The sequence below is a fragment of the Actinomadura sp. RB99 genome, assembly GCF_014706005.1.
Lineage (GTDB): Bacteria > Actinomycetota > Actinomycetes > Streptosporangiales > Streptosporangiaceae > Spirillospora.
Genome location: NZ_JABMCA010000001.1, coordinates 153660 through 165857, shown reverse-complemented (window position 1 = coordinate 165857; position 12198 = coordinate 153660). Strand labels below are relative to the sequence as shown.

Below are 12198 nucleotides of genomic sequence, written 5' to 3'. Positions count from 1 at the left end.
GCGCGAAGACGGCAGGGGGACGGCGTGACCGACTCAGACCTCACCGGACTGGTCAACGTGGGACGGGCGGTGGCCCGCTACTTCGAGCGCATCGGCATCACCCGCGTCGAGCAGCTGGCCGGCCGGGACCCGGTCGAGCTCTACGAGCGGATGTCGGCCGCGTACGGGGAGCGCCTCGACCCGTGCCTGCTGGACACCGTCATGTCCGCCGTGGAGCAGGCCGAGGGCGGCCCCGGCCGCCCCTGGTGGCACTACACGCCCGAGCGCCGGCGCATCCTGGCCGGGGGCGACGAGTCCTGACGTGCCCCGTCCGGCTCTCAGAGCCGCGCTACGGCCACAGACGGGGGTAAGGGGAGGCGGAGCCGGGCGGCGCCCCCTTCGGCGCGCGAGCGGTCCATCCGCACGGCCGGCGATCGGTCCTGTGCGTAACGCGCACGGCCGGGCGGCGGATGAACGAGTGAGGGTGTGTGCGGTCCGGAGTCGACGTCGAGCGGCTGGTGCCATGAACACACACGACCCAGGTAACCGATCACCAACGATCATCGCGGCGATCGTCACCGCGACGGGGGCCGTCATCGCCGCCGTGTGCGGCGCCGTGGTGACGGGCGGGTTCGGGCTGCTGCGGCCGCCGCAGCCCACGCCGTCGCCGACCGTGCCCGCCGGAGGACAGCAGGTGGCGGGGGCGACGCCGCCGAGCGGGCCGGACGGTGCGGCGAAGGACGTCCCGCCGGCGTTCCTCGGATCATGGCAGGGGACCGCGGTGAGCAACGGCGCCACCGTCGACGTGGGCCTCTACGTCCAGCAGGGGGCGACCGGCGGGTACATCGGGTCGTTCCAGATCCCGATCGCCGGATGCCGGTCGGACGTGACGCTCACCGAGCCGCAGGCGATGTCCATCAAGGTCCATATCGAGGTTAAGAGCGGTGCCTGCGTCAGCGGTGACGGGCTCTTCGTCCTCCAGTCGGACGTGCTGCGCTACCGGGCGCTGGGGGCCGACGGCCAGTTGATCGACGGCAGCCTGCACCGGTCGTGACCGTCCCGGACGCCGGGGATCACGAGCGGAGGGGCAGGCGGAACCGGGCGGCGCCCTCTTCCATGCGCGAGCGGGCGGCGGGCCACCCGTGCCGGATGAACAGCAGGGCGTCCCGGTTGGTGAGGATGACGTCGGCGCCGAACTCGGTGATGCCGCGCCGCGCGGCGAGGTGCGTCAGGTAGCCGATGAGGCGGCTGCCGAGGCCGCGGCGCTGCCACGGATCGGCGACCAGCACCGCGATCTCCGCCCGGAACGGCTCCCGTGCGTCCCGGACGTACTCCGCGATCCCCGCCATCTCCCCGCCGACCAGTGCCACCAGGGCGTCGCGGTCCCAGTGGTCGAGGCGGTCCATGGCGGCGACGTAGTAGTCCGGGATGCGCGGCGTGCCGGAGAAGAACCGCGTGTAGAGGCTGCTGCCGGAGAGCCGGTCGGACATCCGGACGAGCCGGTCGTGGTCGGTGACCCCGTACGGCCGGATCCGCACGTCCTCCAGCGCGGGCGCGGCGGTGCGCCCAATGGGTTGCTTCATGAAACCCATTGGAGCGCAGAGGGTTTCGTCAAGCAACCAACATTCCGATGAACGGCCGGCCGATTCTTCGTCGGGATCCGCTAGGCGCCGGGGCCGGGCCGCGGGTCGACGTCCCCGGGGCCCAGGGCGGCGCCGCAGGAGTCGCAGGTAAAGCGGGCGGTTAGGGTGCCGTCGCAGCCGCGGTGCCCGACGATCACCGGTGGCCCGTCGGGGGCGTAGTGGCGGTCGCCCCACATCAGCAGGGTCATCATCGCCGGCCACAGTTCGACGCCCTTGCGGGTGAGCCGGTACTCGTGGCGCTCGGGCCGCTCCTGGTACGGGACGCGGCGCATGATCCCCTCGTCGCACAGCCGGGTCAGCCGGTCGGTGAGGACGTTGCGGGCCACGCCGAGCGCGTCCTGGAAGTCGTCGAAGCGGCGGACGCCCTCGAACGCGCTGCGGATCACCAGCAGCGTCCAGCGGTCGCCGACGACCTCCAGCGCGCGGGCGATCGAGCAGTTCTGGCTCTCGTAGGTGCGGGGCAGCGCCACACCACCGAGACTACCGAAGTTTCATCACAAAACGCGCGCCGATCTCCCCACGGAGGAGCCGGTCGCGCCCCCTTCCGGAAGACCGGACCTCAACCCCGGCCACGGGCGGGCACGCGGAGCGAGTGCAGCGAGCGCAGCGGGCCCGCCCGACGGTCGTGAGGCCGTTTCGCCGCGGAGCGCCAGCGGAGCGGGGAAACGGCCTCACGACCGTGACGGGGGTTCCAGGGGGTCGCCCCCCTGGGCTAGCTGAGCTTCTTGCCCGCCGACTGGAGGTTCTCGGCGGCCTCGACGATGCGGGCGGCCATCGCGGCCTCCGCGGCCTTGCCCCACGAGCGCGGGTCGTACTGCTTCTTGTTGCCGACCTCGCCGTCCACCTTCAGGACGCCGTCGTAGTTGCGGAGCATGTGGTCGGCGACCGGGCGGGTGAACGCGTACTGGGTGTCGGTGTCGATGTTCATCTTCACGACGCCGTACGACACCGCCTCGCGGATCTCGTCGAGGCTGGAGCCGGAGCCGCCGTGGAACACCAGGTCGAACGGCTTGTCCTTGCCGTACTTGGCGCCGACCGCGTCCTGGATCTCCTTGAGCACCTCGGGACGCAGCTTCACCGAGCCCGGCTTGTACACGCCGTGCACGTTGCCGAACGTCGCGGCCAGGATGTAGCGGCCCTTCTCGCCGACGCCGACGGCCTCGGCGGTCGCGATCGCGTCGCCGGGGGTGGTGTACAGCTTCTCGTTGATCTCGTTGGCGACGCCGTCCTCCTCGCCGCCGACGACGCCGATCTCCATCTCCATGATGATGCGCGCCTTCGCGCACTCCTCCAGGAGCCCGGCGGCGATGTCGAGGTTCTCGTGCAGCTCGACGGCGGAGCCGTCCCACATGTGCGACTGGAACAGCGGCTCCTCGCCGCGCGCGACCCGCTCCTGCGAGATCTTGATCAGCGGACGCATGAAGCCGTCCAGCTTGTCCTTCGGGCAGTGGTCGGTGTGCAGCGCGATGTTCACCGGGTACTTGGCGGCGACGACGCGCGCGTACTCGGCGAGGGCGCTGGCGCCCACGACCATGTCCTTGACGGTGGACCCGGACAGGTACTCGGCGCCCCCGGTGGAGACCTGCACGATGCCGTCGCTCTCCGCCTCCGCGAAGCCGCGCAGCGCCGCGTTCAGCGTCTGGCTCGACGTCACGTTGATGGCGGGGAAGGCGAAGCCGTCGCGCTTGGCCTTGTCGAGCATCTCCGCGTAGACCTCGGGCGTTGCGATGGGCATTGTCAGCGTCCTTTCATACGCAGGGTGCCGCCGGGCATCCGGCCGGGCGGTAGCACCACGAACGACCGTCTACCCAGGTGAGCGGCCCGGGTCACACGGTCTCCGGTCTGGCATGCCGTCCGATCTCAGTATCCCGTCGGGGTGCGCGTTCCGCCTAATCGCGAGGTGCGGAAAGGTACGCTCGCGGTGTGGATCTCACGACGATTCCCCTCGACATCACCGAGTGGCTGCATCCGACCGCCTGGCTGCGGCTGTTCGGGACGTTCGCGACGATCGGCGTGCTCGCCATCATCTTCGCGGAGACCGGACTGCTGATCGGCTGCATCCTGCCGGGCGACTCGCTGCTGTTCACGGCGGGGATCCTCACGGCGGTCTCGACCGTCAACGGCCAGGAGTTCCAGTCGCTGTCGCTGCCCTGGCTGCTGGTGGGCGGCCCGGTCGCGGCGATCGCGGGCGCCCAGCTCGGGCACTTCCTCGGCGCCCGCTACGGCCGCCGCCTGTTCGACCGGCCCGACTCTAAGCTGTTCCGGCGGGAGTGGGTCGACAAGGCGGAGTACTACTTCAACCGGTTCGGGCCGGCCCGCGCGGTGCTGCTGGCCCGGTTCATCCCGATCGTCCGGACGTTCCTGAACCCGCTGGCGGGGATGCTGGGCATGGACGCCCGCAAGTTCTTCCTCTGGAACGTGATCGGCGGCGTGGTCTGGACGGACGCGCTGTTCCTGCTCGGCCACTTCCTCGGTTCCGAGGTCCCGGACGTCGAGAAGTACATCCTGCCGGGGGTCGCGGTGATCCTCGTCCTGTCGGTCATCCCGATCGTCCGGGAGATCATGAAGGGGCGTGGCGGTGGCAACGGTCCGAATAAGAATGACCGTGAAGAGTCACGTCCGTCGCTCAGGAGTGACAGTTATCGCTAACCTCCCCATGTGGGACGTCATCGGTCGGACCCTATAGGTCTCGCACGCATCGTGATCGCGGCCATCGCCGTGGTCTTCGCCTTAGCGCTTCTTGTGGTGGGCGGCATCGCACTGGTGAACGCGGTGGCCGGCTCGCCGGACAAGGAGAGCCCCTCGGCGGCCCCGGCCTCCCCGAGCGGCCAGAGCACGTCCTCCCCCGACGCGTCCCCCACCGTGCACACCCCCGCGGCGAGCGTCCCACTGCTGATCCGCGTCACCGGCCAGCCGACCACGGTGATCGTCCGCGTCCCCGACACCGGGCGGGTACTGACCCAGGGCGTCCACGACACCGGGGAGGTCCTCCAGTTCAAGGAGGACACCCTGGACGTCGTCGCGACGAACGGCGGATCGCTCCAGGTCAGCATCTACGGCAAGCTGCAGGCGGCGAAGCCGCAGGGGGTGCGCGCCACCTGGTACGTGCGCCCGAAGGCCTAGGAGAGGCCGAGGTCGTCGACCGCGTAGGGGTGCCGGTAGGTCAGGCCCTCCTCGGCGATGCGGGCGGCGGCGCCGCGCTCCAGGATCGTCGCGACGGCGACGACCTCGGCGCCGGCCTCCCGGAGCGCCTCGACGGCGGTGAGGACGGATCCGCCGGTGGTGGAGGTGTCCTCGACGGCGAGGACGCGGCGCCCGGTGACGTCCGGGCCCTCGATGCGGCGCTGCAGGCCGTGCGCCTTGCCGGCCTTGCGGACGACGAACGCGTCGAGGCGGCGGCCGCGCGCGGCGGCGGCGTGCAGCATCGCGGTGGCGACCGGGTCGGCGCCGAGGGTGAGGCCGCCGACGGCGTCGTAGTCCAGGTCGGCGGTCTCGTCCAGCATCACCCGCCCGACGAGGGGCGCGACGGCGCCGTCCAGGGTGACCCGGCGCAGGTCGACGTACCAGGACGCCTTCTTGCCCGAGGACAGCGTGAAGTCCCCGTGCACGACGGCCTTGTCCTTGATCTCTCGCAGCAGCTCATCACGATCGCTCACAGGAGGAACCCTATTCATCCCGCGCCGGGCCGCCGCAGCCGCACTGTACGGTTGCGGCGGGAAGGGGGCTCATGACGCCGGGTTCCGTGGTGCTGCTGCACGCGCCGGGCGCCACCGCGGCGTCCTGGGGCGACATGCCGGAGATGCTGCGCTCGTACGGGATGGACGTGATCGCTCCGGACGTGCCGGACGGCGAGGGGGCCCGCTACGTCGCCCGCGTCTCGCTGATCGTCTCGGCGGCGGGGCCGTCGGTGCCGCTGGTCCTGGCGGCGCACGGCGCGGCGGGGCCGCTGGTGCCCGCGATCGCGCTGGCGCAGCGCGCGGCGCACCGCCCGGTGGGCGGGTACGTGTTCGTGGACGCCGATCTGCCGCGCCCGCCGGGCGCCGCGCACGACCACGATTCGCTGCCGGGGCCGCCGGACTGGCCCGAGGCGCCCTGCGGCTACCTGCGCACCCATGCCGACCGGGCCGCCTTCCCGGATCGGGACGGGACGGTCAGGGAGGCCCGGCTGCGCGGCTGGGCCGTCGTCGAGCACGAGCCTCCCGCCGCCGCGGCCCAGGCGCTCAGCGAGCTGATCACCACGCTCTAGGCCGCGGCGGGCGCCGTCAGGGCGCGTCGGCCCCGGGGGCGTCGGCCTCGACCGCGGAACGGTCGGCGCCGCGCAGCGTCAGGAGGGTGAGCAGCGCGGACGCGAGGGCGGCGGCTCCGCAGACGACGAAGCCGATGGAGTAGCCGTGGCCCACGGCCTCCAGGGCCATGGAGTGGACGGGCTTGAGCGGCGGCGCGGCGGCGGACGCGCTGTTGATGCCGAGCGGGCCGCCTTCGTGCAGCACCTCCATCGCGGCGTGCTTCAGGCCGGCGGGCAGCGGCGAGGCGTCGAGCTTGTCGGTGAATCCGGAGCCGGCGCGGCTGAGGGCGACGGCGCCGATGACGGCGGGGCCGAGGGTGAAGCCGAAGTCGCGCAGCAGGTTGGTGGTCGCGCTGGCCATGCCCTCCAGGTGGTGGGGGACGGTGTTGACGGCGGTCGCGGTGATGGAGGAGACGGTGACGGCGAAGCCGATGCCGACCAGGCCGAGCGGCAGGATCAGCGAGGTCATGGCGCGGTCGCTGATGGGGAGGGTGGCGGTCCAGAAGTCGCCGGCGGCGATGAGGATCAGCCCGCCGCCGGTGAGCAGGCCGGGCGCGACGCGGTGCAGGAGCCGCTCGGTGACCGGCAGCAGCACGAGCGCGAGGCCGTTGAGCAGCAGGAACGCCATGGCGGTGTGCATGGGCTTCTGGTCCTGCGCGGGGCCGAGCCGGATGCTGACCGAGTAGGCGGTGCCGAGGAAGCTGAACATGCCGACGACGGCGACGATCGAGGCGACCGCGAAGGACCGGTTGGCGAACAGGTCGAGGCGCAGCAGCGGGGAGCGGACGCGCAGTTCGGCGGCGACGAACGCGGCGAGGAACAGGGCGGCCAGCACGAACCCGGTGACGACGGGCGCGGAGCCCCAGCCGTCCTCGGGGCCCTGGATGATCGCGAAGAGCAGCGCGAACAGGCCGAGGCCGATGGTGATCTGCCCGGCCGGGTCGAGGGAGCGGCCCTCGGGGGCGCGGGAGTCGCGGGCCAGCAGGGTGCTGACGGCCGCGCTGATCACCGCGAGGACGGTGACGACGATGAACGACCAGCGCCACGACCCGTAGGTGGCGGTGATGCCGCCGAGCAGCGGGGCGAGGAAGCCGCCGGTGGACAGGCACGCGGCCCACAGGGCGATGACACGCGCGCGCTGGGTGCCGCCGCTGGTTCCGGCGGCGAGCATGGCCAGCGAGGTGGGGAACAGCGCGGCGGCGCCGAGGCCGGCGAGCGCCTGGCCGACCCACAGCTGGTGGACGCCGGAGCTGGTGGTGCTGACCAGCTCGCCGACCGCCATGAGCGCGGCGCCGCCGATGAGCAGCCGCTTGCGGCCGAACAGGTCGCCGAGCACGCCGAACGTCAGTTCCAGGACGGCGACGGGCAGCAGGAACGCGTCGGAGATCCAGGTGAGCTGGGAGCCGACGGGGTGCAGGTCCTTCTGGAAGAGGCCGTTGAGGGTGGCCGGGATCGCGATGCCGATCTGCGCGAGGCAGACCGCGACGCAGCCGGCGATCAGCGTGCCGCGCGCGAGGGACGCGCCGGACGCGGGCGTGGAGCGGGACGGGGTCTCCGCGGTGGTGGACACGTGGACTCCTGACGAGATGGGGTGGGGTCGGTCGCCGGCGTGGGGCCGGCGGCTCGGGTCGGCGGCGGGGGTCAGCGGCGGGGGTCAGCGGCGCGCGCCGACGAGGGTGCCGGGGCGGTAGGCGGTGAAGGCGGCGCCGTCGAGGCCGAGGGCGAGGGCGCTGCGCTGGAGTTGCGTGGCGCCGGTGCCGCTCCAGTGCCCGGTGGTGACCCGGTGCTGGACGGCGTGGACGGCCGCGACGGTCTCGGCGGTGGTGAAGTTGCAGTGGCTCTGCCGGGCGACGTACGCCTGGCGCAGCAGCGCGGAGCGTCCGGCGGCCCGGACCCGTCCGGCGAAGGCGTTCTCCTGCTCGACGGGGACGAGCTGGTCGGACGTGGTGTGCACGTCCAGCAGCGGGACGGCGAGGCCCTGGCCCGCGGTGGAGGTGCGGCGCAGGGCCTGGACGGCGGCGGGGTCGGCGGTGACGCCGGCGCCCTTGGTGAGGCGGGCGAGGTCGCTCCCGAGGTCCAGCCCGGCCGTCCGGTACAGGGCGCGGACCTGCGCGGCGTGCGAGGACCGCCGCAGCAGCGCGGCGTAGTCGACGCCCTTGTTCCAGGAGGTGTTGCCTCCAGCGGCCAGTTCGACCTGGTAGCGCGCGGTGGTCAGGAAGGACAGCAGGCCCTGCGCGAACCAGGCGTACTGCTGCTTCTCCTGGCCCGCGTAGTCGTTCCGGGCGGGCGGCCGCTGGTCGGGGGCCCAGTCGGCGAGGTTGAGGTAGGCGGAGGCGAGGGCGATCCGGGCGCGTCCCTGCGGTGTGGCCTGCGCCTTGGTGACGGCGTCGGTGAGCCGCGCGCCGAGCGCCGCGGACTCGGCGGCGTCGGAGAAGCCGACGAGCCGGGTCCCGCTTCCGGGGCCGAGGAGCGCGGCGATCGCGTACTCGGCGTCGAGCTGGTAGTCGTCCAGGTCGACGCCGCCCGCGACGAGGCCGCAGAGGCCGAGCGCGCCGTCGACGCGGCCGGCGCCGTCCCGCGCGATCTGCGCGTTGATCAGGCCGCCCATGGACTGGCCGACCGAGATGACGTGCCGGGGCCGTCCGGCGGCGCCGCGGAACGCGTCGATCGTGGCGAACTGGTCGCGTTCGGCGGAGGCGAGCGCCCACATCGAGCCGTTGGGGTCGTAGGACGAGCCGGCCAGCGCGTAGCCCTCGTCCAGCAGGGCGGTCCGGGCGCCGGGGCTCGGGGCGTCCTGCGCGACGAGGGGCCCGAAGCCGTGGCTGAACAGCAGCAGCGTGCCGTTCCAGCGGGCGGGGACTTCGGCGGTCCAGGCGGCCCCGTCGGCGAGCTTCCCGGAGTAGGCGGTCGTGGACGTGAGCGTGGCCGGTGCGGACGCGGCGGGGACGGCGGGGGCGAGGGCGAGGAGGGCGCCGGCGGCGGCGAGCCCTCCGAGGCGGCGGGCGTGGCGGGGCAGGGACATGAGCGGCTCCTGATCGGGAGCGTGCCGGAAGGTCGCCGCGAATGTACGGCTGATTCTTGACGGCTGTCAATATTGTGACGAATATCAGGGCATGCGCCGTCGCACGCCGATGATCAGCGGTTTCAGCCGAGGGGGAGGGTGTCCAGGATCCGGGCCGCCTCCGCCGCGGCCGGTCGCTCCCACCGCCCGGCGAGGTCGCGGAAGACCGCCTCCGCGCGCATCGCGGGCCAGCCCTCCGGCAGGTGCTCCGCCGGCAGGTGCGGGTCGCGGCGCACCAGCTCCAGCCAGTCGCTGTGCAGGACGAGCTGCCGCGCGAGGTCGTCGGGCAGCCCGGCCGCCGCGTCCGGGCAGTCCGCGGCGCCCGCCCCCTCAGCGCCGCCCGCGGTGTCCCAGCGGTCGAGGAACGCCTGGTAGCGGGCGGCCATCGCGGGCACGTCGAACGCCTGCTCCAGCACGTCCCGCACCTCGGTCGGCGGCAGCACGCTCCCGCCGAAGACGCGGATGTGGGCCTCCAGCCCGAGCCCGGCCACCGCCGCCGCGACGTCGACGGCGCCCGGCGCCACCCACAGCCCGTTCTGCAGCGGCCCGAACCCCGCCCAGATCAGCCGGGACCGCAGGTCGTGCCGCTCGCGCCGCCAGTCCTCCGGCAGCGAGAACCCGACCAGCGTCCACCGGCCGTCCCAGTTCCGGTTCACCACGCCCGCGCGCCAGATCCGCTCCCGGCCGTCCTCCAGGACCTCGGCGGCGTGCGCGGACAGCGCGAAGTACATCTTGCGGCCCTGCCGGTGCCGCTCCAGCAGCCCGCGCTTGACCATCCGGTTCAGCGACGTCCGGACCGCGTGCTCGCCGAGCCCCACCCGGCCGAGCACCTCGATGACGCTGCCCGCCGACACCGCGACGGGACGCCCGAGCACGTGCGCCCCGAAGAACGTGAGCATCAGCGGGCGCGTGCGCGCCTCGGCGGCGGCGGAGTTGGGCATCCCCACAGCGTAAGGGGATCCGGCCTCCGCGCCCGCCCCGCTCCGCGCCCGCCCCGCTCGCGGCCCGCTCAGTTCTTGAGGAGGTCGTCCAGGAGCGCGTCGTAGTCGTCCTCGCTGCGGCCGAGGTCGATGCGCGCGCGGTAGCGCAGCCGCAGCAGCGCCTCCAGGCTGTCCTCGGCGAGCGCGACGTCGTCGGGCCCCGGGGTGAACGACTCCTCGCCGGAGACCGGCGGCTCGTCGGGACCGCCGACGCCGGTGCCGACGGCGCGGTCGCGCAGGGCGAGCACCACGTCGGCGCCGCTGGTGGCCCAGTCGTGGGCGCCGGACGCGTCGCCCTGGGCGTACAGCACCTCGGCGACCGTGCGGTACACCTCGGGATCGCGCGGCTTGTCGGCGCGGATCTCGTCGACGAGCGTGCGCGCCTCGTCGGCCCTGCCCAGCTCGAACAGCGCGTCGGCCAGGTAGGCGCGCGGGTCGCCGTACACCTCGCCGCCGTCCTCCATGGCCTTGCGGTACAGCTCGGCGGCCTTGCCGTGGTCGCCGGCGTGCTGCCACTGCTCCCCGGCACGCAGCAGGACGTTGGCCCGCGACACCCCGCCCGTCACCGTCTCGGCCAGCTCGGACAGCCGCTCGGCCGCCGAGATGTGATCGCCGGTGCGCAGGGTGTCGAACTCCAGGTCGTCGAGATCGTCTTCCGTCACATGCGTCACGCTTCAACGCTACCCGCCGGCGGCCGGCCGAAGCGGGCGAATCACTGATGATCGTGCATTACCCGCCCGTATGTGTCTGGGGCGTACCGCCGTCACCTGCGGGAACGTTCGAGGGCGTCCCAGAATCCGCGGCGCAGCGCGTGCCGGACCTCGTCGTGGAGCAGGAAGTCGATGGGCAGCGAGGAGCCCTGCAGCAGCCGTGCCTCCAGGTCGGAGGGCATGCGCGGCTTGCGGGCGAGGACGGCCTCCAGCCACAGCGCGGGCGCGTCCCGTGCGACGGACTCGCCGAAGTCCTGGCCCTCCTGGTGCGCGGCCTTCACGGCGTCCGCGAGGCTCGGGGTGTTCTGCTGCGCGGGGACGGGCGCGATCTGCTGGGGTCCGGTGTAGGGGCCGTGCGGCCGGCTCGACGGCAGCGGCGACGACCCGGACGACTGGGGCGGCAGCGTCTGCGGCGGGGGCGGCGGCGACGGGGACGGCACCGGCGACGACGAGGTGTACTGCGGGCCGCCGAGCGGCGGCGGGCTGGACGCCGGGGCCGGGGCGGGCGCGGACGAGCCCGTCGTGGACGGGGCCTGGAGCGGTGAGGACGGCAGCGGCAGCCCGCCGGAGTTGAGCGAGGACGACGAGCCCAGCGACGACGACGAGCCGAGGCCGCTGCTCCCCGGGAGGGGCAGCGGCCCGGTGGGGACGCCGGTCCCCCCGCCGCCGCCGAGGCCGGGCGGCCCGGAGGAGCCGAGGCCGGGCGGCCCCGAGGAGCCGAGGCCGGAGGACCCGGACGAGCCGAAGCCGGACGATCCCGAGGAGCCGAGGCCCGACGCGGCGGGGCTCAGCGGCGGCTGCCCGCCGATCGGGGACGACGGCGGCGGCCCGTTGTGCGCGGTGGTCTGGAGCGGGCCGAGCGGCGCGCCGGCGCCGCCGGGGCCGTGGCCGTTGGAGCCGTGCCCGTTGGACAGCGGGCCCGCGCCGAGCGCGGCGATGCCCGAGGAGCCGGACCCGGACCCGGACCCGGAGTCGACGCCGCTGAGCAGGTTGACGTAGGGGCGCAGGTGGCCGGCGCCGATCTCGATGAGGTCGTCGCACTCCTGGCGCAGCACCCGGGAGATCGTCCAGTTGCCGTCGACGGCGACGTGCACGACGGTGACGCGCATGCCGAAGTCCTGGGCGTCGGAGACGACCTGGGCGAGGTCCTCGTCGCCGCTGACGACGACGGCGTCGGCGAGGGCGCCGTTGCGGGCGAGGGTCATCAGGTCGCGGTGGATCTCGCCGTCGACGCCCTCGCGGCGGCCGGGGCGGATGCGGCCGAGGCGGAGCTTGAGGCCGGGCAGGTCGGCGAGCGCGTCGTGCTCGGGGGCGCGGCGGCCCTCGACGGTGGCCTCGTACCAGTAGCAGCGCAGCAGCGGCATGCCGGTGCGTTCGCGCGCGAGGTTGCTCAGCAGCTGCAGGAGCCCGCCGAAGTCCCACGAGACGGTCTCGCGATGGCGGGTGCCGTGCACCGCCATGGCGCCGTCGGCCAGCAGGTAGCCGGCGTCTACGAACAGCGCGCAGCGATCCATGCGACACCGCCCTTCCTCTACACGGG

At 73.6% G+C, this 12198-nt stretch carries 14 protein-coding genes; 5 read left to right on the top strand and 9 right to left on the bottom strand.

The features are described from left to right. Window positions 1-24 precede the first annotated feature (24 nt). A complete protein-coding gene (locus amrb99_RS00895) occupies window positions 25-300 on the top strand; it encodes a helix-hairpin-helix domain-containing protein (RefSeq protein WP_190850832.1) in 276 nt (91 codons plus the stop codon). Window positions 301-502: 202 nt separating this feature from the next. Then, window positions 503-1033: a hypothetical protein gene (locus amrb99_RS00890; protein ID WP_190850829.1), complete on the top strand. Its 531-nt coding sequence runs from the start codon at window positions 503-505 to the stop codon at window positions 1031-1033. A gap of 19 nt (window positions 1034-1052) precedes the next feature. Here amrb99_RS00890 and amrb99_RS00885 read toward each other — a convergent pair whose 3' ends face one another. The 3 genes from amrb99_RS00885 to fbaA form a co-directional block, all read right to left on the bottom strand. Next, window positions 1053-1562, bottom strand: coding sequence for a GNAT family N-acetyltransferase (locus amrb99_RS00885; RefSeq protein WP_241755110.1), 510 nt, complete (start codon window positions 1560-1562; stop codon window positions 1053-1055). Between the two features lie 80 nt (window positions 1563-1642). Further along, the gene (locus amrb99_RS00880; protein ID WP_190850824.1) at window positions 1643-2092 is read right to left on the bottom strand and encodes a winged helix-turn-helix transcriptional regulator; all 450 of its coding nucleotides are present in this window, start codon (window positions 2090-2092) and stop codon (window positions 1643-1645) included. A 242-nt stretch (window positions 2093-2334) separates the two neighbouring features. After that, entirely contained in the window at window positions 2335-3357 is a 1023-nt protein-coding gene (fbaA, locus tag amrb99_RS00875; protein ID WP_190850822.1) for a class II fructose-bisphosphate aldolase, read from the bottom strand. A 188-nt stretch (window positions 3358-3545) separates the two neighbouring features. On the opposite strand from fbaA, the gene amrb99_RS00870 reads away from it, so the two are divergent. Next, window positions 3546-4271, top strand: coding sequence for a VTT domain-containing protein (locus amrb99_RS00870; protein WP_190850820.1), 726 nt, complete (start codon window positions 3546-3548; stop codon window positions 4269-4271). 96 nt (window positions 4272-4367) lie between these two features. Continuing rightward, window positions 4368-4745 (top strand): hypothetical protein, encoded by a 378-nt coding sequence (locus amrb99_RS00865; RefSeq protein WP_190850817.1) that lies wholly within the window; start codon window positions 4368-4370, stop codon window positions 4743-4745. On the opposite strand, the gene pyrE is transcribed toward amrb99_RS00865, so the two are convergent. Continuing rightward, complete coding sequence (gene pyrE / locus amrb99_RS00860; protein ID WP_190850814.1) at window positions 4742-5278, bottom strand: orotate phosphoribosyltransferase; 537 nt, start codon at window positions 5276-5278, stop codon at window positions 4742-4744. The genes amrb99_RS00865 and pyrE overlap by 4 nt on opposite strands. 71 nt (window positions 5279-5349) lie before the next feature. Between pyrE and amrb99_RS00855 the strand changes: the two genes are divergently transcribed. Next, window positions 5350-5868, top strand: a complete 519-nt coding sequence (locus amrb99_RS00855; protein WP_190850812.1) for a hypothetical protein — start codon at window positions 5350-5352, stop codon at window positions 5866-5868. A gap of 16 nt (window positions 5869-5884) precedes the next feature. Here the strand turns inward: amrb99_RS00855 and amrb99_RS00850 are convergent, their stop codons facing one another. From amrb99_RS00850 to amrb99_RS00830, 5 genes are all read right to left on the bottom strand, one after another. Next, window positions 5885-7477 (bottom strand): MFS transporter, encoded by a 1593-nt coding sequence (locus amrb99_RS00850; RefSeq protein WP_206699736.1) that lies wholly within the window; start codon window positions 7475-7477, stop codon window positions 5885-5887. Window positions 7478-7561: 84 nt separating this feature from the next. Then, complete coding sequence (locus tag amrb99_RS00845) at window positions 7562-8929, bottom strand: alpha/beta hydrolase (protein ID WP_190850810.1); 1368 nt, start codon at window positions 8927-8929, stop codon at window positions 7562-7564. A gap of 122 nt (window positions 8930-9051) precedes the next feature. After that, a complete protein-coding gene (locus amrb99_RS00840; protein ID WP_241755109.1) occupies window positions 9052-9909 on the bottom strand; it encodes a PaaX family transcriptional regulator C-terminal domain-containing protein in 858 nt (285 codons plus the stop codon). A gap of 68 nt (window positions 9910-9977) precedes the next feature. After that, window positions 9978-10619 carry a tetratricopeptide repeat protein gene (locus tag amrb99_RS00835; protein ID WP_347256479.1) on the bottom strand — a complete coding sequence of 214 codons (642 nt, stop codon included), beginning with the start codon at window positions 10617-10619 and terminating at the stop codon, window positions 9978-9980. Window positions 10620-10711: 92 nt separating this feature from the next. Next, a complete protein-coding gene (locus tag amrb99_RS00830; RefSeq protein WP_190850808.1) occupies window positions 10712-12172 on the bottom strand; it encodes an NYN domain-containing protein in 1461 nt (486 codons plus the stop codon). Between the last annotated feature and the right edge of the window lie 26 nt (window positions 12173-12198).

Coding starts and splice junctions, on each gene's coding strand:
- amrb99_RS00890 (WP_190850829.1), top strand. CDS start 503: ATGAACACACACGACCCAGGTAACCGATCACCAACGATCATCGCGGCG.
- amrb99_RS00885 (WP_241755110.1), bottom strand. CDS start 1,562: ATGAAGCAACCCATTGGGCGCACCGCCGCGCCCGCGCTGGAGGACGTG.
- fbaA (WP_190850822.1), bottom strand. CDS start 3,357: ATGCCCATCGCAACGCCCGAGGTCTACGCGGAGATGCTCGACAAGGCC.
- amrb99_RS00855 (WP_190850812.1), top strand. CDS start 5,350: ATGACGCCGGGTTCCGTGGTGCTGCTGCACGCGCCGGGCGCCACCGCG.
- amrb99_RS00845 (WP_190850810.1), bottom strand. CDS start 8,929: ATGTCCCTGCCCCGCCACGCCCGCCGCCTCGGAGGGCTCGCCGCCGCC.
- amrb99_RS00840 (WP_241755109.1), bottom strand. CDS start 9,909: ATGCCCAACTCCGCCGCCGCCGAGGCGCGCACGCGCCCGCTGATGCTC.
- amrb99_RS00830 (WP_190850808.1), bottom strand. CDS start 12,172: ATGGATCGCTGCGCGCTGTTCGTAGACGCCGGCTACCTGCTGGCCGAC.